17 protein-coding genes are annotated in these 19,452 nt (G+C 50.1%); 5 read left to right on the top strand and 12 right to left on the bottom strand.

What is annotated here, in order from left to right; all coding sequences use genetic code 11:
- Window positions 1-7 precede the first annotated feature (7 nt).
- Complete coding sequence (locus ACE5LO_RS16540) at window positions 8-2,407, bottom strand: polyprenyl synthetase family protein (protein ID WP_375521115.1); 2,400 nt, start codon at window positions 2,405-2,407, stop codon at window positions 8-10.
- A 232-nt stretch (window positions 2,408-2,639) separates the two neighbouring features.
- On the opposite strand from ACE5LO_RS16540, the gene pgoN reads away from it, so the two are divergent.
- From pgoN to ACE5LO_RS16525, 3 genes are all read left to right on the top strand, one after another.
- The gene (gene pgoN, locus ACE5LO_RS16535) at window positions 2,640-3,470 is read left to right on the top strand and encodes a glyoxal/methylglyoxal reductase (protein WP_375521114.1); all 831 of its coding nucleotides are present in this window, start codon (window positions 2,640-2,642) and stop codon (window positions 3,468-3,470) included.
- 188 nt (window positions 3,471-3,658) lie between these two features.
- Complete coding sequence (locus tag ACE5LO_RS16530) at window positions 3,659-4,867, top strand: P-loop NTPase family protein (protein ID WP_375521113.1); 1,209 nt, start codon at window positions 3,659-3,661, stop codon at window positions 4,865-4,867.
- Window positions 4,868-4,910: 43 nt separating this feature from the next.
- On the top strand, window positions 4,911-5,765 hold the full coding sequence (locus ACE5LO_RS16525; protein ID WP_375521112.1) for a PD-(D/E)XK nuclease domain-containing protein: 855 nt from the start codon (window positions 4,911-4,913) through the stop codon (window positions 5,763-5,765).
- A 257-nt stretch (window positions 5,766-6,022) separates the two neighbouring features.
- Here ACE5LO_RS16525 and ACE5LO_RS16520 read toward each other — a convergent pair whose 3' ends face one another.
- The 10 genes from ACE5LO_RS16520 to ACE5LO_RS16475 form a co-directional block, all read right to left on the bottom strand.
- Window positions 6,023-7,444 carry an MFS transporter gene (locus ACE5LO_RS16520; protein WP_375521111.1) on the bottom strand — a complete coding sequence of 474 codons (1,422 nt, stop codon included), beginning with the start codon at window positions 7,442-7,444 and terminating at the stop codon, window positions 6,023-6,025.
- Between the two features lie 166 nt (window positions 7,445-7,610).
- Window positions 7,611-8,594 (bottom strand): SPFH domain-containing protein, encoded by a 984-nt coding sequence (locus tag ACE5LO_RS16515; protein WP_375521110.1) that lies wholly within the window; start codon window positions 8,592-8,594, stop codon window positions 7,611-7,613.
- A gap of 16 nt (window positions 8,595-8,610) precedes the next feature.
- Window positions 8,611-9,408, bottom strand: a complete 798-nt coding sequence (locus tag ACE5LO_RS16510) for a TPM domain-containing protein (protein WP_375521109.1) — start codon at window positions 9,406-9,408, stop codon at window positions 8,611-8,613.
- Window positions 9,405-10,436: a TFIIB-type zinc ribbon-containing protein gene (locus tag ACE5LO_RS16505; protein WP_375521108.1), complete on the bottom strand. Its 1,032-nt coding sequence runs from the start codon at window positions 10,434-10,436 to the stop codon at window positions 9,405-9,407. Before ACE5LO_RS16505 ends, ACE5LO_RS16510 begins: the two co-directional genes overlap by 4 nt.
- Before the next feature lie 29 nt (window positions 10,437-10,465).
- Entirely contained in the window at window positions 10,466-11,104 is a 639-nt protein-coding gene (locus ACE5LO_RS16500; RefSeq protein ID WP_375521107.1) for a PspA/IM30 family protein, read from the bottom strand.
- 161 nt (window positions 11,105-11,265) lie between these two features.
- Window positions 11,266-11,691: an OsmC family protein gene (locus ACE5LO_RS16495; RefSeq protein ID WP_375521106.1), complete on the bottom strand. Its 426-nt coding sequence runs from the start codon at window positions 11,689-11,691 to the stop codon at window positions 11,266-11,268.
- 20 nt (window positions 11,692-11,711) lie between these two features.
- On the bottom strand, window positions 11,712-12,458 hold the full coding sequence (locus tag ACE5LO_RS16490) for an amino acid ABC transporter ATP-binding protein (protein WP_375521105.1): 747 nt from the start codon (window positions 12,456-12,458) through the stop codon (window positions 11,712-11,714).
- A gap of 17 nt (window positions 12,459-12,475) precedes the next feature.
- Entirely contained in the window at window positions 12,476-13,123 is a 648-nt protein-coding gene (locus ACE5LO_RS16485) for an amino acid ABC transporter permease (RefSeq protein WP_375521163.1), read from the bottom strand.
- A gap of 89 nt (window positions 13,124-13,212) precedes the next feature.
- On the bottom strand, window positions 13,213-14,079 hold the full coding sequence (locus ACE5LO_RS16480) for a substrate-binding periplasmic protein (RefSeq protein WP_375521104.1): 867 nt from the start codon (window positions 14,077-14,079) through the stop codon (window positions 13,213-13,215).
- Window positions 14,080-14,157: 78 nt separating this feature from the next.
- Window positions 14,158-14,793 (bottom strand): TetR/AcrR family transcriptional regulator, encoded by a 636-nt coding sequence (locus ACE5LO_RS16475; RefSeq protein ID WP_375521103.1) that lies wholly within the window; start codon window positions 14,791-14,793, stop codon window positions 14,158-14,160.
- 226 nt (window positions 14,794-15,019) lie between these two features.
- Here ACE5LO_RS16475 and ACE5LO_RS16470 point away from each other — a divergent pair, with 226 nt between their 5' ends.
- Both ACE5LO_RS16470 and ACE5LO_RS16465 read left to right on the top strand, forming a co-directional pair.
- Complete coding sequence (locus tag ACE5LO_RS16470; protein ID WP_375521102.1) at window positions 15,020-15,364, top strand: type II toxin-antitoxin system RelE/ParE family toxin; 345 nt, start codon at window positions 15,020-15,022, stop codon at window positions 15,362-15,364.
- Window positions 15,365-15,425: 61 nt separating this feature from the next.
- Complete coding sequence (locus tag ACE5LO_RS16465; RefSeq protein ID WP_375521101.1) at window positions 15,426-15,743, top strand: helix-turn-helix domain-containing protein; 318 nt, start codon at window positions 15,426-15,428, stop codon at window positions 15,741-15,743.
- 149 nt (window positions 15,744-15,892) lie between these two features.
- Here the strand turns inward: ACE5LO_RS16465 and ACE5LO_RS16460 are convergent, their stop codons facing one another.
- Window positions 15,893-19,438: an S-layer homology domain-containing protein gene (locus ACE5LO_RS16460; protein ID WP_375521100.1), complete on the bottom strand. Its 3,546-nt coding sequence runs from the start codon at window positions 19,436-19,438 to the stop codon at window positions 15,893-15,895.
- Between the last annotated feature and the right edge of the window lie 14 nt (window positions 19,439-19,452).

Below are 19,452 nucleotides of genomic sequence, written 5' to 3'. Positions count from 1 at the left end.
TCATATCCTACCGCTCCCGGTGCACAATATAATCCAGTAGATGCTTCAGAAAAGCGTTGCCGCGCGGCAGCTCCTCCAAGGCGTCCATGGCGAGGCAGTAGTGGTTCCACATCTCCTTCGCAGCTTCCTCCCGGCCCAGTACCGTGACGAAGGTGGAATTGTTGTTCTCCGCATCCTTGCCTACCGGCTTACCGAGCAGATGCACGTCACCCTCCACATCCAGCAAATCATCCTTGATCTGAAAAGCAATGCCCGTATGATAAGCAAACTTTTTCAGAGCGGCTATTTCCTCCTCCGGCGCCTGGGCAAGAATGGCGGGCATCACCAGACATGCCTCGAACGCAATCCCTGTTTTATAAAAGCACATCGTATTCAACTGCTCCAACGTTAACGCTTTGCCTTTCGAACTCAAGTCCATCATCTGCCCCATGCACAGATCCTCCGCTTTTTGCGCTGAATACTGCATGAGCGCCAGCACGGTTTTCGGATCGAACTGCTCCTGTGAAAGTGAAGCCTGCTCCTGCGTCGCCCGCTGGATCAGCAGCAGCCCAGTTAACTCGGCTGTAGAGCTGTTGTGCACCTCATGCAGCGTCGGGCGCCCCCGGCGGGCGGAAGCATTATCCTGTGTGGGCAGATCGTCGAAGATCAGCGACGCGGTATGCATATATTCCAGCGATCTCAGCAAGGGCATGATGGCCGCTGCATCCAGCCCGTATTGGCGGACACCCATGACCCAGGTCAGGATCGGCCGCAGACGTTTGCCGTCCCCGTTCAGGCTATAATTGGCAGCGTCGATCAGCGGTTCTTTCATCGGCGGCATTCCGTTATGCTTGGCAATCTGCAGCGTGCTGTTGATCTGATGGCGTACTTTTTCAATGGTAGCTGAAAAGTCTTCTTTGTCCTTACGATCGTTCTTTAAGTTCGCAATAACCTGATCCCGCAGCAGCTTGTCAAAGAAATCCACGTCCACCGCTTTGCGCACCATATACTGGATCAGATGATTGAATTCCGGGATATCTGACGTCAAAATCGCCATGATTTCGTTGTACTTTTCAGCCCCCACACGCTCCCTGCAGCGCTTAAGCCCGTTGATGGCACGGTCCAGGATGACCTCGCAGCTCTTGGGATCGGATTGATATACATGATGGATCAGGTGGGAGATAACCGCCCAGTACAATTCAAAAGGGTTAATCAGATCGGGACGCTGCTCCCGGTACTTCAAATAATAGGTGTAAGGTGTGACGGCGCCGTCTCTCATATCGTCAAACATATCCGCGAAATCATCAGCCAGCTGGTTATAGATGCCATAATAAAACGTCCGCTGGTCAAAGCCCTCATCTTCGGCAGCGCTCAGCACGGAACGGGCGATCAGGCGGGAGGACGACGATTTGAGAATGATGGGGATATAGAGGCTTTCATTAGAGTAATCGACATTCGACAGGTCCTTCATCCGGTCCATTTCCTGTGAGTGAAAAAATACATAGGACTGCTGAAAAAACATTTTCTGCGCTTCCGGACGCTGGTAACCTTTAATATATTCAAACGCCTCCCGCAGCTCTGTGTGCACATACCGGATCAGTTCCATGTTGTTTCCGGACCAATCCCCCATTTTAGGCACCGTCCCTGTTAACAGCGCAGTGCGGATCAGATGGGAATACCGTTTTTTCTCCTGCGGGGTCAGCACCTGCGAGTCCAGCAGATCGTCAATAAAAGGATAGGTCAGACCGTAGGAGTAGCCGAGTCGGATGGCCTCATCCAGTCTGCGGGAACGCTCCTCATGCGGTGCTTGATCACCCATGTCTTCCATCACATGCAGCACGACCCCGAGAATGATCTTGATCAGCTTGCGCTGGGCCTGCTCGGCATCCATACCTTCCGGAATATGGGCAGCTACCTTTCTAAGCTTATGGATCAGCCAGATTACGGCTGTTTCTGTGCCTTCCTTCTGCCCCCACCGGTACAGCCCGGCCAGGCTGATGACCTCCGGCTGCTCTCCCCGTTTTGCCCTGGAGGAATGAAGCAGCTGCTTCTTGATGTCGGCGGACATACGCTGTATCCGCATCTGCGTGTCAGGCGAATTCGGCGCTTGGCCCAGATCCCGCATATACAGGTAGGACACGCTCCGGTCCAGGTAATCATCCAGCTTGCCTGTGTAATCAAGCCATTGAATATATGCATTATAATCACGTTGATCAGGCTTTCTCTTTACCCGTGAAAACCAGGACAGCCACGAAGGATGACGGATGTGCTTCTGCTTCCACAGCTGAAAATCTTCGGTTAACACGGATACATAAGACTTCTCGGCGACCTGCTCATACAGGGCTGCAAAATACCTGGCAGCCTTCTCTTCGGCCAACAGATAACCTGCATCGGCGTCGTTTATCATTTCCTCGTACATACGGTGCATGACCTCAACTTTTGTAGTGTAATAGCTTATATCATACTACGGGAAAGTATCGTTTAAGTTACGGAATTGTTGGCAATGAAGGAGGTGAGGGTATACTGCGATATACTTAAGAAGCGAAAAGTGCCTACTTTTATTCACGGTCAGGACTGTTTATTATAGATCATGTGGCTGTCTTAAATGAGCAGACGGCAAACCTTTAAGTGATAACTACATTTCAGGAGGGAATTTTGTCATGCCTAAAAATTTGCAGGATACGGTGACTTTGCATAATGGTGTAAAAATGCCTTGGTTTGGACTGGGTGTATTTAAGGTGGAGGACGGTCAGGAAGTGATTGACTCTGTTAAATATGCCATTAAAGCTGGATACAAAAGCATCGATACCGCCAAAATTTATGAAAACGAAGAAGGCGTCGGACAAGCGATCCGTGAATCCGGCATAACCCGTGACGAGCTGTTTGTGACGACAAAGGTCTGGAACGCGGATCAAGGTTATGATTCCACACTGAAAGCCTTTGACACAAGCCTGCAGAAGCTGGGTCTGGATTATCTGGATCTGTATCTGATTCACTGGCCTGGGAAAGACAAATATAAAGAGACCTGGAAGGCGCTTGAGAAGCTGTACAAAGACGGCAGAGTCCGCGCTATCGGTGTATCGAACTTCCACGTTCATCATTTGGAGGATTTGCTGACAGATGCCGAAGTGAAACCTATGGTCAACCAGGTGGAGCTTCACCCGCTGCTTACACAAGTGGAGCTTCGTGAATACTGCAAAAAGCAGGGCATTCAAATTGAAGCCTGGTCCCCGCTGGCGCAGGGCCAATTGCTGGATAACGAAGTATTGAAGGAGATTGCCGGCAAGCATGGAAAATCCACAGCACAGGTGATTTTGCGCTGGGATCTGCAGAACGAGATTGTCACCATTCCAAAATCCATCAAAGAACAGCGCATTATTGAAAATGCCGACGTGTTTGATTTTGAACTGTCCGCTGAGGATATGGACAAAATTAATGCCCTGAATCAAAATCACCGTGTAGGTCCGGATCCGGATACACTTTTATTCTAATTGTTGAGGAGGCGCCCTGAAAGGTCTGTTGACCTGGGGCCCTCCTTTTTTATTGCTCAAAGGCTTTAGGTTAAATCATAATAAAAATCAATTTAAGGGCAAAAAAGGTCTGAATAACTCCAGGTTTTTATAAGTTTAGTTTTAATCAAATCAATTATTGTCTATAATAGATAAAAAGGAGGGGAAATATGAGAAAATATCTCTCAAACGAAGTTTTTAAGCCAGGGGCGTTCCCAAAACATACTTACATTTCTCGTGTATCATCAGAATTCGCCTATACTTACGAGTTTCGGCTGAAACAAGCACTAAACACATCAGGCTTTCTTACCTCAATTATCGGCCCCTCAAAAACTGGGAAAACCGTTTTATGTGAAAAGGTGATTGGTTTAGAAAACTTAGTATCACTGACAGGAAATGACTTTAAGGGAGCACTTCCCTTTTGGACCACCATAGCTAACAGGGTCGGACTGGCCATTGAAGGAGAACAACTGCATACGAATATGGTCGCCGGGGAACGAATAGAAGGCATTACTGAATCAAATTCCTCTTCCTTCAGAGAGAAGTATCTTACAGGCAAAGATCAGGTCATTGACTATTTTAATAAGAACAAGTTAGTTCTCGTTCTAGACGATTTTCATTACGCCCCTGAAGAGACGCAACTGGATATGTCCTATCAGTTAAAAGATGCCATCCGGAAAGAATTTAAAGCTATAGTCATCTCATTACCGCATCGAGCTGACGATGCGATTCGAAAGAATGCGGATCTAAGTGGTAGACTAAGCTTAATTAACATTGAGCCTTGGCAGATTGATTCTTTAAAAGAAATCGCAATTACAGGTTTTAATACACTGGATATCAATATAAATGATGAATTAGCTACGTTTCTAGCAGCTGAGAGTCTCACATCACCACAATTAATGCAATCCATTTGTCTGAGTCTCTCACTTCTCTTGGATTTGGATACAAATATAGAGATACAGGAGATCACTAATCGAAACGATTTAATTAATGCCTTCAAGGCAACAACGATCAATCTCCCATATAAAGACATTGTAAAACGCTTGAAATCAGGACCTCCCACAAGAGGACAGCAACGAAAAACATATTCTATAGGTTCTGGCGAAGAAGTTGACATCTATGATTTGCTAATAAAAGCTCTTGCTCTTGATCCACCTTCCACTTATATTACTCTGGATGATGTGAAAGTTCGTATCGATAGAATTTTAAGAGATATCCCAGGCAAACCGGATCGAAATAAGATCAAAAGCGCCATAGAACAAGTTCAGTCCATTATAAACAATAGTGAAGCAATCTATCAGGTTTTTGAATGGAAAGACGATGTTATTTATATTTTAGACCCGCTCTTTTTATTTTATTTGCGCTGGGGATCATATTAAGAAGCATGATAGCAATAACCGGTTGAATATTGGAGGAGATCATATGCCACCAAGCCAAATAAAGGGAGATAGAGATAAAGATAAAGTCATTGAGGCACTCTACGATCAAATTAATCAAGCAGAGCAAATATTAGCTAAAGTTACGAGTGAGACCCCTGCTGCCTTTTTGGAAGCATCTTGGGAAGCTTGGCGCAATACAGTACAAAAAATACTACAGTTGCACTTTTCTGATGAAAATCTAGCCAGATCGTTCTTGCTTACTTCTTTAGTAAAAGGAGCTCAACAAACGAGAAGAAATGAAAAGAGAGAGCTTACTCAATCGTTCACTAAATCCATTGAATTCCTCAAAGGTCTGACCTCAGATATAACAAAAGGGCTTCATGACCCTTCTGAAATCAATGCTATCCATCTACCGACTGCAATTTATATACTAAGAAGTATAATGAGCAACTTTCATTTACATCTAAAAACAATGTATCAAGATCCTGTACATGCCCGAGCTAATATTAAAATGGAAGACTTGAAACGAATTAGAATTGGGAATGAATATGATGTACAACGAATTCTATATGGACTAATTCGCCCAATCTTTCCAGAAGCTCGTATGGAAGTCACAGAAGATGCAGGCTACAAGTCTGTACGATATGATATTTTTATAGATGATTACAGTATAGCTATTGAAATCAAATGTACCAGATCAAATATGAGCGAGCGAGATTTAACGGAAGAATTAGGCGCAGATGCTTTTCATTACAGAACTGATCATCTGTTCTTGTTTATTTATGATAAAGAAAAGGTGGTTGTAAATACCGATGCTTTTAAAAAAACATATAAACGGGATAAGAACTCTTTTGATAAAAATATCGAGACCTTTGTTATACAAGCTGTAACGATTTGAAAATCACCTACCAAATTCACTGGTTGATGATTTCTTATTTCGCCTAGAATGGCGGAAGTGATGAAGACCTGTTCCCGTTGCTCAACCGGGATTGGTTACTGAAAACACAAAATCGCCGCCAGGCTTCCATTTGCGGAAAGCAGGCGGCGATTCTTCATTCTATTTTCCTCAGATATACCTTAATGGCCGCTCTTAAGCAGTCCCATATTGACCGACCATCGGAATAAGCTGCTTCTTGAATTAGACGAAGAGATCGATCAGCGTACGGTCCCTTTTGCCAATACTGTGATCAGGGCGATGACCACCGCGGCGGTCGCCGCCAGAAAAGCGTCGGAGTATGCGACGGCAGCCAGGGAATACAGAGGATTCAGCGAATCGGCAGCCTCACGCCGTGCATGGAGCAAGGCCCCGATCATCCCGGCGCCTGTCCCTGCTCCAAGGTACAATATGCCCTGGAAAATTCCCATGCCCGCTCCGACCTGATCTTTCGGAAGTGCGCTTACTGCCGCGTTATTGATTGGCGAATTCATGAGCGCAAAGGCAATCCCCGCTCCCAGGGCCCCCACCGAAACCAGTACAGGAGAAGCTCCAGAAGCAAATGTGGACAGGAACAGTGTAGAGATGCCCATCACCACTACACCGGCAGCAACAAGTCGATTCGGCCCGAAACGGTCAGAAATGCGGCCAATCCATGGCGAGCATACCGCTACAGCGGCGCCTCCTGGCAGCAAAGTCATTCCCGCCTCTCCGGGACTAAGCCCGTTCACCTCCACGACCAGCAACGGCACAAAAACAAGCACTGCGAAATAAGCAAACATCGAGAAAAAAGCGATGATCACTGAACAGACATACGCTTTGTTTTTGAACAGAACTGGAGGGACAAACGGTTTATCAGCCGTGTTGATGCGCCATATGAACCCGAGCAACGATAGCATCGCCCCCAGCAGACTACCCCAGGCAGAGATGGCCGTAAAACCGGCACCCTCCCCTTGAGTTACACCGAATAAAAGCAGCCCTGCGGCTAATCCAAGCAGAAGGCCTCCCAAAAGATCAAAGCTCCGCTTGGTCCCCTCTTCCATTAAAGGTCTGATTCCCGGCAGGGCAAATATGGACCCGATCAGAATAAGGAGCGACAATACAAATGTAATCCAGAACAGCGAGGGCCAGCCCCAGATTTGACCGACACTCCCGCCGAAGATGGGGCCAAAAGCAGTGCCGATGCCGATACAGCCTGCTACAATTCCCAGAGCTGCACCTCGCTGCCCTTCCGGAAAAACTCTAGATATAGCAACGACTGACAGGACCGGTATCGCCGACATGCCTGCGCCTTGAACCATCCGCCCCAGTACCAATAAGGGCAGGCTTGAGGCGAGCACACAGAGCAAGCTTCCAAGCGTCAGGATCGCAGCTGCCATGATAAAAACCTTGCGCAGCGCGAAGAAATCAGACATCCGCCCATACAGAGGCACTCCGATCGCGAGCACGAGAGCAATTCCGCTGACCGTCCAGCTCACCTGCGCCTTTGAAGCTCCCAAGGACTGGCTTATCAGCCCAAGAACGGGATTGACCATATCCACTGTAATGGCAGCCAGAAGAGAGGACAGGGCAAGGAGCATCAGCAGCAGCCTTGCAGACACTTGTTTTTGTACCATACCTTTAGATTTTGCCGTTGTTTTCATAATCGTTAGCCTCCTAAAATAAAATATTTTACTTTAGGAGGCTTGATCCACTGCCTTTTTGCTCAATAAACTCACTCCTTCTTTAAACGCCCGGATCGACTTTTTCAATGATCGGCCACCGCTTGTGTCATACCCACGATGTTTGCCTAGGATCTCCACGATCTGCCTACAGCTTCTGTCCGCAGTTCGGGCAGAAGTTGGCCCCTTCGTTTTTCGTACCACAGTTCGGACAGAAATTGGGCTTCTTGCCGCCTGCCGGAGATGGAGAACCCGATGGTGCAGGCGTGGCATCCGCCGCTGACTTTTGGGATGGGTTCATATTTTTCATCATTTCATTCATCGCATTCATCCCGAACATCATGCCCACGATATCGGAAGCGGCGCCGCCTCCCTGCACCCGTCCGGAGGCAATGCCGTCCGTCATGCTCACCTGCTGATATTTCTGCAGGTTGCCGATCATTTCATGTGAAGCGGTTTTCGTAATCATATCCTGAATTTCCTTGGGGTAATTGAAGCTCATCACTTGAAATCCAGTAATCGTCAGGCCGTTGTCCAGCATCTGCATATCCAGATCCTCCCGAATGCCTTTGGCAATATCCGAAGCATTGGCCTGCAGATTGAACATGTCCTCCCCTTCCCGGCTGATCCACTTCATTAATAGCTGATCCAGCACGGAAATCATGCGCAGTTTGACATCCTCAACCAGGTAGCTGTCCTTCACCCCGGCTATTTTGTCTATGAGTCTGACATAATCATCCACCTTGAAATTGAACGTGCCGTTGGCACGAATGGGCATTCCGCCCGGAAGCTGGGGCGTCGGGATGAGCACCGGCTGCTGTGTCCCCCATTTCACCGTAAATTCCTTCGTGTTGACGAACAGCACTTCCACCCTCATGCCGCTGTTAAAGCCGAATTTAAAGCCTTTTAACGTGGACAGGAAGGGAATGATGTCCGAATCAATCTGGTACTCTCCTTCATTTTCGAAAATACCTTCGATTTTCCCGTTGCTGATAAAAATTGCATCCTGTCCAGAGCGAATGATCAGCTTGCTTCCCCGTTTAATCTCCCGATTGTTCCACTTCCAGAAGATCATGTCATCGCGGAATTCTTCCCATTCCACCACATTGGCAAATTGATTCTTGAAAAACATTTATGTACCACACCCCTTAAAAAGATCCTCGGCTGCCGCTGTGCGAATGACCCCCGCTGGTGGTCCCGCCATCGCTAGAGCCGCTGCTGTTGTTTCTTTCAATTTTCCGGCTTGTTGTCGTGGTATGCAGGTATTGGTCCCCACGCTGTAAAACTCCCGGGCTGGATGAGTCCATATAGGTCTGCCCACTGACAGTAACACGACCGCCGGCATTGCGAACCATGCTCCCGACAACCAGTCCCCCGATCCCGAGAGACACGAGCAATTGAAACCAGGTTTTATACAGGATATTATCCGGATTCACCCCCGGGCGGATATCCAAATAGTTGTACGCCGTAACCATATACTTTCGAAAAGCTCCCTCGTAATCTCCGTCCGTTAATTTCCCGCTGATCTTATTGCGAATTTTATCGAGTCTGCTGTCATCGAGGTACTGCTCCGCTTTATAGAAGCCAGCCAGATATATCTGTCTGTTCCTCATATCCAGCGTCAAAATGACCGCATTACCGTGCGGCTTGTCATATCCGGGCGCATGCTCGTCATAAAAATCCTCGGCCATGCGCATAACATCCTCATTATTTGGGTTGTTCGAGGTCACAATTATAATGTCCGTCTCACGTTGCGCCCCATATTGATTGGCCAGCTCATTCAGTTCTTCATAAGCCTCGGGACTGAGCAGGCCTGCTTCATCATAAATCAGCTTCTTTGATCCCGATTCCGCCGCGGCCGCTGAGCCAGCCAGCATTTCCACGGGCACAACGAACATGACAGCCAAAATTAACAAAACAGCCAGAACCGCTCGATGCCTTTTCACCAAAACATCCCTCCAATCATCCAGGAGATCAGCTTCAGCGAAAGCAGCGAGACCCCGGAAATGCCTGCAAACCATGCGGTCACCTTGGCCTTGCTGATCGGCGGCTTGCCAACCACCTTGCCTGTCTGGCCGTTCATGGCAAACGAATGCTCCAGGTTTTTGTGGTTATAATGGATCACCCACACCGGCAGCAGCACATAATTCGCCCGTTTGATATGCGTTTCTATCGGCCTGTCTGTAATGCTTACGGCCGAATATTCCGATACGGTGGACTGAACATAATCGTCGATGTATTTACTGACCCTGCCCTTCATCCGCGGAATAAGCTGCTTATGGTCATAGCTGTACTTTTCGGCAATATATCCGGCAAGGTACGGGGTTTTAAAGATTTTGAGCTGATCATAGTGAAAAGGCTCCAACTTGTCCATCAGCTCATCGTTCATCTTCTCCGCCGCGTCCACCGGCAGCCCCGCATAATTCACACGGATTTGCCGGTATATTCTGAAATGGCTCGTTTCCGTATACTCATAATCTCCGCTCGTGTAGCTTCTGACTTTCGTACCTTGCCCGTGAACCTCCACTTTATTGTGCAGATCATACAGCCAAAAGGGCACATACATGCCGGTGATGCTCTTGATTCGGTTCGCTGACATAAAGCCGTGCGGCGTCAAACGCCCATTTTTGCACCATTTCTTGAAGGCCTGTATCGCCTCTTCCTTGCTGATCGTAAAAGGGATCACCTTCGCGGGCGCCAGCTTCCCGGTCAGCCTGTCGGCCAGCACCACGGCGGAGCCGCAAAAGCTACACAACGTCGCCGTCGTCTCCGCTTCGGTCATGATGACCGCTCCGCAGCTATGGCAATGATACTCTCTGACCTCACCTTCTGTAAAAACCAGGTTCACCAGAGGATCAGCAATCTGTTCAATATTGTCCCTTCTGCCGCAGCTTCCGCACAGCAATGTCCCTGTCGCACTATCAAAAGCCATACCGCTGCCGCAGTTTGGACATTTATAATCAATAATAGGCATCCGTCTTCACACCTCTGTAAAAGTAACTGCTATTCCTTATCCTTTGTCGGGCTGGCCTTCTTCTCAAATTGCTCAAACAGGCTGTCCAGATCATCTTTCGCTTCGGACCTCAGCTCGGCCAAGGCCATCGCTTCATCGTATTCCCTGTTCACTTGCTCTTCCATGGCTGCAAAAGTGGAATCATGCATGCCAAGCGGCGAATCCATGGAGTTCTGCGTTTGCTGTGCTTTGGTGAGGGCCATTTTACCCTTCAATTCCGCACGCCGTGCTTCCAGCACACCGAAATCGTGAGTAAGCTTATCCTGCACCTGCTTCATCCCGGCGGCGTTGGTGGAAGCCAGCTCATAAGCGGTCTGCAACTCCTGCTGCTTCTCGGTCAGCTTCAGCTTACGCTCCAGAAACCTGCGTGCCTCTTCCTCATTGCCCGCTTCCGCTGCTTTATGTGCATACTTTTCCAGCTTCCAGATCTCCGCCGTGCATTCATCCAGCGCCCTTTGGGCTCTGCTCTCAGCCACCAGCAACGCAGCCGTCTCCGCTTTCACTTCGCCCAGGTCCATGTTCAGCTTGCGCATATAATCATCAATGATCTTATCCGGTTTATCGGCCTGATCCAGCAAAGTGTTCATATTCATCCTCAAAACATCCTTGAATCTCGATAGAACTCCCATAAGCATGATCCTTTCACAAAGATTCACTCCACCTTATCATACCTGAAGCCAAGGGAAAAGGCTCCGGTTTCCAGATAAGAATGTTCCGCCCCGAAAAATTTAAAAGGTGCAGCCTATACCGGTAACGCCGGCGGACTGCACCTTTTTGCTGCTTATATCGTTTACGCGGGATCTGGAACCTGCACGCCGTTCAACACCAGATGCGGACGAATCTCCGCTTTGAGCGAGGCCGAAACCGCGCAGTATTTCTCTTCCGCCATATGGATCGCTTTCCATACCCGGTAATCCGGAATGTTGCCCTTCACGTGGAAGGTTAGATCAATTTCCGTAAAAGCCGTTGGCATGCTTTCGGTCCGGATACCGTTAGCTTCAATCTCAATGCTTTCAATATCCCCCAGAAAATGATTCAGGATCATCGTAATATCGATGCCCATACAGCCTCCAAGCCCGGCCAGCAGCAGCTCCATCGGCGTCATGCCTTGCCCGTCGCCGCCGTATTTGTCCGTGGCATCCTGATTCACGGCATAGCCCGAAGGCCCCGTTGAAGTAAACTTGCGTTTCCCGTGCCAGACTGTTGTAACCTTCATGCTGAAAATCCCCTTTGCTGTTATTTTTGTTCGATCTGACGCAAAAATTTCTTGGTCCGTTCATGCTGAGGCTGTTCGAAAAAGACATCCGGCGCAGCTTCCTCCACAATGGCACCATCCGCCATAAACACAATCTTGTCCGCCACTTCCCTGGCGAATTTCATTTCGTGGGTGACCACAAGCATGGTCATACCGTCCCTTGCCAGTCCCCGCATCACGCCGAGCACTTCGCCGACAAGCTCGGGATCCAGCGCGGAGGTTGGTTCGTCGAACAGCATGACCGCCGGGTCCATCGCAAGCGCGCGCGCAATCGCAACCCGCTGCTGCTGTCCGCCAGACAGTCTCGAGGGATAGGCGTCTTCCTTCTCCGCCAGCCCGACCCGCTTCAGCAGCTCGCGTCCGACGGGAACTGCCTGTTCACGGGGCATTTTTTTGACCGTCAGCAGGCTCTCGATCACGTTGCCGAGCGCTGTCTTGTGCGGATACAGGTTAAACTGCTGAAAAACCATGCCGGTATGCTTGCGGATTTCGCGGTAAGCGGCTGTGCGGGTTCGCCGTGGCGCTGCGGCATCAACGCCGATTCCATTCACTTCGAACCTGCCGCCGGACAGCTCCTCCAGTCCATTCAGGCAGCGCAGCAGCGTGCTCTTCCCTGAGCCGCTGGGTCCCAGTAGCACGACAATCTCGCTCGCGTTCACCTGCAAATCTATATTTTTCAACACTTCAGTATGATTAAATTCTTTGGACAAACTGCTGACTGTAATCATCGTTTTCAACTCCACTATTAATAAGCCTCATTAAGCTTGCGCTCGATCCGCTCCAGAATGGCCGCCAGCCCCGTGCTCAGCACCCAATAAATGACGGCAATCGCCAGGTAAAACGGCATATACCGGTAAAATTGTGCCTGCAAAAGCTGAGCCTGACGCAGCAGCTCGCTCACCCCGATGACCGATACGAGCGAAGTCTCCTTCAGCATGCCGATGAACGTATTGCCCATCGGCGGGATGGCAATCCGTGCCGCCTGCGGCAGGATGATGCGGCGCATCGTCTGCCAGGGCGTCATGCCTGTGGCAAATGCAGCCTCCGTCTGCCCTTTTGGAACCGCCAGGATGGCTCCCCTGAACGTTTCCGACAAATAGGCCCCCGCATTCACGCTGAGCGCGATAAAAGCAGCTGTCAGCGAGCCGAGCGTGACCCCGTAATCCACAAGTCCGTAATAAATGATGACAATCTGCACCAGCAGCGGCGTGCCGCGGATGATGGATACATAAGCTCTTGCTATCCACCGAACAGGGCGCGGCCCTCTCAGGCGGGCGATTGCCGTGATGATGCCGATGATGAGACCAAGCAGCATCGATACAATGGTGATCACGAGTGTATAAAGCGCCCCTTTGAGCAGGAAGGGCAAATTCTCAAGCACTAAATTGAACATGTCCATCTTTCAGATCTCCTTTACCTGAAAAGGAAAACGGGACGATACCGCGATGAAGCCGGCAAATTCGTCCCTGTACTGCTTCCTTTTTACTCGGCAGGCGGCGCTTCACCAAACCATTTTTTGTAGATTTCCTCATAGGAACCGTCGGCTTTCATGTCAGCGAGCGCTTTGTTGATCGCCTCTTTCAACTGCGGGTTGTTCTGACGAATGGCTACGCCCGCCTGATCGGATTTGATGGGCTCGCCCACCGTTTTAATCTTAAAGCCGTTCTCGTCCACAATCGGCTTCAACGCATACATATTGTTGATGGTGGCATCAATGCGTCCTGCATCCAAATCCTTGAGTGATGTAATGACATCATTGTAGGTTTTAATTTCAAAATTGCCGACCTCAGGCAGCACCTCATTGCGTAGGTAGGATTCATCGTTCGTTCCAAGCCCCACACCGATCTTCTTGCTCTTGAAATCCTGAAGCTTGGTAATATCTGTGTTGTTGTCGCCGACAATGATTTTCACGTTATTGGTAATATATGGATCACTGAAATCAATGACCTGCTTGCGCTCATCAGTGATCGTCACCTGGCTGATAACAGCATCCAGCTTGTTTGCCTGCAGACTTGGAATCAGACCGGAGAAGTCCTGGGCTGTGAACTCTGCCTTTACCCCAAGCTTTTCGGCAACTCCTTTGGCTATATCGACGTCAAAGCCCTCATACTCTCCACCCTTGCCGAGGGAGTTGTAGGGAGGATAGGTGCCCATGATGCCGACTTTCATCACACCAGCCGCTTTAATTTTAGCGAGATCATCCGATGCCCCGGTTGTCTGTCCTGCATTGTTGTTGCCTGTTGTACCTGCCGTATTGTCAGCCGAACCTCCGCCGCAGGCGCTCAGCAGCATACTGAATAATGTCAGTGCCATAATTGAAACTGTCCAGTTTTTTCTCGTTGATTTCATCAAGTTGTTCTCCCCTTGTCTATACTTGTGGTGTAATATGCAGTGTGTCTAAAAAATGTAACATTATCCCTCTCGGCGCTAAGGTTTTCCCATCAGGCCGTAAAATTCAAAATTGGCTGCTTCCGCCGCAAGCACGGCGCTGCTCTGACCGGAAATCCGGTCATGCGTTCCTTCCGAGCCGAACAGCCAGCGCAGCATCAAGCCTTCGATCATGCTCATCAATAAGGCTGCCCGCAGCTCAACATCCAGCTTGTCCGGAATCATACCCAGTTCCATCGCCCGCAGGATATTCCTGCGAAAGGCCAGCTCCATGGCATCCTTGGTCTCCGCAAGCTGTCTTTGCACTGTTTCATCCACTCCGCTGCCTGTAAGCAGCAGCTTCATGAAGTAACGATGATTCGCAGCGAAATCAAACATACGCGTGAACAGGTTCTCCGACGCTCTGACCATATCTTCAAGAGTGCCGCTATCCTTGCGGTAACCCTGGCCGATCGCTTCAAGCAGCTGGTCGCGGCCTTCCGTAATAATCTCCTGGGCCAATTCCTGCTTGCTTTTGAAATGCCAGTAAAACGTACCCTGCGCCACTCCCGCCTCACTGACAATATCGGACACCTTGGTCTGGTGATAGCCATATGTAGCAAAACGCTTCAGGGCAATCGACATCAGTTGGGCTCTGCGGTCATCGCTGGCAGCCGATTCTTTATCCTTCGGCATCTGCATCCCCCTCACTTGACTGACTCATCAGTCGGGTAAGTAAATCCTATAGGTTAACACGGAATTTGTCAATACTCTTTCGCTTGGATTCTTTTGTATACGTACTGTAAAACTCGCTGAAAGCTAGATATCTGATATCATTTATGATATATTTTGTATTGCTTATAGTATATTTTGTATCACATACGATACCAATTCAATGTCTTAAAGAGAAAGGGTTCACTGCATGACCGATATTATGTTTTATCGAACGGGGAAAGGAAACTCCGAGGTAGAGAAACACATCCTATCGCTCAACGAAAGAGCGAAGAACGGTGACAAAAAAGCCGAACGCGAAATGGATGACATTTTATACACCATGGAGAGAGCAGGAGATGGGATGCCCCATTCCCGTAAGTTAAGGGGAGCGCTCTACGAATTACGAGCCGGGCGATATCGAATTCCTTACTTTCGCTGGAAGGGCAGTCTGGTGCTATTGACTATATTCAGAAAGAGCACACAACAGACGCCAAGTCATGAAATTGACCGGGCCGAGGAAAGAATGAAGGAATGGATAAGGCGTTACGGCTAGTGATTAGGATGGGTGGGATGCACGCAAACTTCCCTATCCGACTATACCGGAGGTGAAAACATTGGATAACGAGTTTAAAAATTCTTGGTCAGATCTAAAGAGTAAATTGGATTACAAAAGCGACTATGAGAAAAAAGTGATCAGCGAAATGGCACGTATGGTAAATAGCCTCGTACGTAGACGAAAAGCTCTGGGGCTGACGCAACGGGAAGTAGCCGAGAGAGCCGGAATAACCCAAGCCCAAGTTGCCCGTCTTGAAACTTCTACCTCTGTTCCATCGCTGGAAACCGTGATGAAGGTTGCAGTTGCACTCGACCTGTCCATCGGATTTAAGGAGTCTGAAGAAGAGCAATCCGCAACGCGCATGGTTCACGCCTAAATCGTTCAATATACTTAAAATATCAGTCATGCTTTAGGAGCCGGAAGGCTCCTTTTCTTATGGGGAGCGGTTAAAACAGAACGGGACCTCCTTAGCCATCATAGATGACTAGGGAGGTCCCGTGTACAGTCACTTTGAAAAGTGAGGCTCTACATATGCAAAGCTTCCAGCAGCCTGTAAATCGCCGCAACCGCTTCGGCGCGCGTTACAGCACGGTCCGGCTGGAAGGCGCCGTCCGGGTAGCCTGTCAGGATGCCCGCATTCATGGCCGTAGCAACGGAAGCTCGCGCCCTGGACGGGATGCTGCCAGCATCCGTGAATTGACTGCTTGCGCCACTTCCAGAACCGCCGGTCCCGCCACTGGACTCGCCGTTGCCGCCGGCCGCATTCAGCGCATTGGCCATCATGACGGCCAGTTCGGCACGGGATATGAGCTTGTCGGCGTTAAAGACGATGCGGCCATCTTCGCGCGAGCCCTGAATCAAGCCGGCCTCCAGGGCCGCGGCAGCCTGCTGCTTCGCCCAAGCCGGAATTTGCGCGTCATCGGCAAAGGAAGTCGCAGTATCCGGCGCGTTCATGCCGAGAGCGTCCGCCAGAATTTTGACAAACTGCGCTCTCGTCGTCTTCTCATTCGGGTGGAACTTCTGGTCCTCATACCCTTGAACCGCGTTCATCCCGATTAACCGCTCCGCAAACGGCAGCGACCAATGGTCTGCCAGATCGCTGAATGCCTTCGGCTGGTAGCTAAAGACCGCGAACTTGGCCAAATGATTGACGCTGGCCGTTACGGTAGCATCGCCGTTGTCGGTTCCGCCAACGAAAATCCATCTTGCCTGCTGGTCATTATAATAATAGACGGCAGGTACGCTGTTGCTGGACACTGCGTCCGTATCGTAGTTGAAGGTAAGCTTCACAGCAGAATCGAACGTATTGCCTGCATCATTGGCGAGTTCTACCACCGGGCTGATCCGGGACAGGCCACCTGCTGAAGGTGTCGCATCGTCGGCTAGCACAGCAGCTTGGATTTCGCTGTCTGTACTCCACACACCTGCCGACACTTCAATACGGATAACTCCGCTGATTTCGTCGCTGGCAGCTTGCCCTGCAGGAACCTCAATCACCTTCGACGAAGGCTGTCCGTTCCCGTTGTTACTTCCTGTCTCCCCGTTGCTCGGTCCGTTGCCTCCCGATTGGCTGCCGCCAGATCCGCCGCTGCCGGAATTGCCTTTATCTGAATTATCCGAGTCATGTCCACCCGAGTTATGGTCATCTGAATCATCGTCATCCGAGTCATCGCCATTACCGTCTCCCGGATTGCCGTTTCCGGGATTGCCCCCGCCTGCCAGCACATGAATCGTACGGATCACCTCCGCAGACGGGTTGCCGGCCAGGTCACTTACGTTATAGCTCAAAGTATAAGTTCCGGTCGTATTCGTATCCACCGTACCGCTCACCTGCACATCACCTGCCAGGCCCACGTTATCGGCGGCATCCGCACCTGCTTCGGCATAGGAGGAGCCCACTGTCAGATTCACCGTTTGCGTGCCGCGCAGCGTAATGACTGGAGCTGTACGGTCAATGTTTACCTGCACCGCCCGGGTCTTCTGCAGATTTAAATTGTCTGTGGCCCGGAAGGCCAGTGTATGCGCGCCTTCAGCCGAGACTTCAATGCTCTCGTCAGCCTTGTAAGGCCCATACTCCCCGCTATCCTTGGACAGCTCAAGCACAACATCTGTTACAGGGTCCGAATAGACGGCGTACACACTGGTCACGACGCTTTGGTTTGTCCATGACCCGCTCTCATAAGCTTTCCCTTCCCCGGTGGTCATGTTCGCCTTCAGTTCAACAGGCGACGTATCCCCGAAGCCTTTTACCGTGACCACAAAGGTTTTGGTTTCACTTACGCCCCCGCGTGTAATGGTCGCTGTAAGGGTCACATCCGTATCCTCTGCCGGATAACGGACGAGCAGGCGTCCATCATGACCGATCAGCTCCGGATTGGAGCTTTCCCATTGAACGCTCACCCCGTGCTCGCCTGCCACAGGCAATTTCAGATCATCGACAATGCCGCTCGTATCGCCAAGGTTTAACTGCGCTGCTGTGTCTCCTACTGCCTGCTCGTCGCTGTAAGGCGCTACATCCACAAAGATCGGATTGGAGTAGAACCAGAGATCCGAATAGTTACGCTTGTTAATTTCCGTAAACCGGGTCTCATTGTCCACCGTTGTATTTTTCACATCAATCTGCGGCTCGCCATTTATCGTTTCCCCAGGCACATCCACGCCCAGATTGGTGCCGCGCAGACGGAAATACTGATTTTTCTCCGCAGGTCCAAGCTTATAGGTAATGACGTTGTAACCATCCGCATCTGTCGTCCATTCATCGCTCGTAAAACGTTTCAGCACTCTGGTGGAATCATTTGTGCTTTTCGTATATTTGGCGGTGCCAGGCTCAACCAGCCCGGTGACGTCACCCGCAATCAGGTCAACGTGATCTACTGCAACAGGATCGCCGTTATTGTTGCGCTCAGGACTTTTGAAGCGAATCGTCAGCTCCATGTCATCCCCTTGCGTTACCTGCAGGTCCCCGCCCATTTCCGCCTGTTCACCCGCACCGGAAATACGGAAGTCGAGCGCGTTAATCAGGTCGCCAAACACGGAGAACGATTTGCCCGAGCGCATACCATCCACGACAGCGTGCATATCGGACCCGTCCACCCAGGTGTAGTTTCTCGAATAATCCCCCGGCATGTATCCGCTGGAATACTTGCGGGTGCTGTCAATGTTGAAATGAAAGTCAGAGTTGGCAAAGTTCCAGAAGTGGCGCCCTTCCCCAAGCAGCGCATCCCAGACTCCGCCAAGCTGTGCAACCATGATATCGGTCCCGCCGTATGCCTGGGCCACTTCGCCGCGGTCCGGCGCCATCTGATTGCCCAGCATGCCCTCGAAGCCAAAAGCAATCTTCGGCGCAATATTATTGAAATCCCGAATGTCCTCGATTTTAAATTCTGCGGAAGTGCCCCTTTTTCTGGATGGATGGTTAATAATCATATAGCTTTCCGGATAGTTATCCTTCATCCATTGAACAGCCTTGCGGGCATCGGCCTTGGTGCTGTACGCCCTGCTGTCTTTCGCGGTCCATCTGCTTACATCCTGCGGATCATAGAAGCTCTCGCTCCGATTCGTAAACAGGTACTCGAAATGGCTAATCGCTTCAGCGATGTTTGCCGCCTTTAATTCATCCGGCAGAATGCCGACGTCCACATGGTCGTAAGTCGGCATGTCCCACTCGAAGCCGGTAAAAATGACTTTATCCTTGTATTTGCCTGCTGCCCGAAGCTGCTCGATTTTGGGCAACTGATACCGTTCAATGCCCTTCGACAGCGGAATGGAGCCGCCAGCCACCGCAGCCCCGGTATCATCCCGGCCTTCCATGCGCAAATGGTCGGAGATACCCAGCCAGTCCATCTGATTCTCCTCAAGGGCATGATCCAGCACATCCTCCAATGACGTCTGAGCGTCATCGGACTGATAGGTGTGGGTATGGTATTCTCCTGTCATCCATCGGCCGCCGCTTGCCGTCTGATTCTCTGTCCCGGCAGCGGCATAACCGATCGGAACCGCCATTCCCGCTGCAAGCAAGCTGCCCACCAGGAAGCTTACTGTCATTTTTTTAAACCATAACCCCGATTTCATGTAAGAAAACCTCT

Origin of the sequence: Paenibacillus medicaginis, assembly GCF_042138635.1 — a bacterium.
Lineage (GTDB): Bacteria > Bacillota > Bacilli > Paenibacillales > Paenibacillaceae > Paenibacillus > Paenibacillus medicaginis.
This window is presented reverse-complemented; position numbering and strand designations above follow the sequence as displayed.

What these genes read in the sequence shown, in the direction of transcription:
- ACE5LO_RS16470 (WP_375521102.1), top strand. Translation starts at nt 15,020, where the DNA reads ATGACCGATATTATGTTTTATCGAACGGGGAAAGGAAACTCCGAGGTA.
- ACE5LO_RS16485 (WP_375521163.1), bottom strand. Translation starts at nt 13,123, where the DNA reads ATGTTCAATTTAGTGCTTGAGAATTTGCCCTTCCTGCTCAAAGGGGCG.
- ACE5LO_RS16515 (WP_375521110.1), bottom strand. Translation starts at nt 8,594, where the DNA reads ATGTTTTTCAAGAATCAATTTGCCAATGTGGTGGAATGGGAAGAATTC.
- ACE5LO_RS16525 (WP_375521112.1), top strand. Translation starts at nt 4,911, where the DNA reads ATGCCACCAAGCCAAATAAAGGGAGATAGAGATAAAGATAAAGTCATT.
- ACE5LO_RS16490 (WP_375521105.1), bottom strand. Translation starts at nt 12,458, where the DNA reads ATGATTACAGTCAGCAGTTTGTCCAAAGAATTTAATCATACTGAAGTG.
- pgoN (WP_375521114.1), top strand. Translation starts at nt 2,640, where the DNA reads ATGCCTAAAAATTTGCAGGATACGGTGACTTTGCATAATGGTGTAAAA.
- ACE5LO_RS16480 (WP_375521104.1), bottom strand. Translation starts at nt 14,079, where the DNA reads ATGAAATCAACGAGAAAAAACTGGACAGTTTCAATTATGGCACTGACA.
- ACE5LO_RS16500 (WP_375521107.1), bottom strand. Translation starts at nt 11,104, where the DNA reads ATGGGAGTTCTATCGAGATTCAAGGATGTTTTGAGGATGAATATGAAC.
- ACE5LO_RS16460 (WP_375521100.1), bottom strand. Translation starts at nt 19,438, where the DNA reads ATGAAATCGGGGTTATGGTTTAAAAAAATGACAGTAAGCTTCCTGGTG.
- ACE5LO_RS16530 (WP_375521113.1), top strand. Translation starts at nt 3,659, where the DNA reads ATGAGAAAATATCTCTCAAACGAAGTTTTTAAGCCAGGGGCGTTCCCA.
- ACE5LO_RS16475 (WP_375521103.1), bottom strand. Translation starts at nt 14,793, where the DNA reads ATGCCGAAGGATAAAGAATCGGCTGCCAGCGATGACCGCAGAGCCCAA.
- ACE5LO_RS16505 (WP_375521108.1), bottom strand. Translation starts at nt 10,436, where the DNA reads ATGCCTATTATTGATTATAAATGTCCAAACTGCGGCAGCGGTATGGCT.
- ACE5LO_RS16540 (WP_375521115.1), bottom strand. Translation starts at nt 2,407, where the DNA reads ATGCACCGTATGTACGAGGAAATGATAAACGACGCCGATGCAGGTTAT.
- ACE5LO_RS16495 (WP_375521106.1), bottom strand. Translation starts at nt 11,691, where the DNA reads ATGAAGGTTACAACAGTCTGGCACGGGAAACGCAAGTTTACTTCAACG.
- ACE5LO_RS16520 (WP_375521111.1), bottom strand. Translation starts at nt 7,444, where the DNA reads ATGAAAACAACGGCAAAATCTAAAGGTATGGTACAAAAACAAGTGTCT.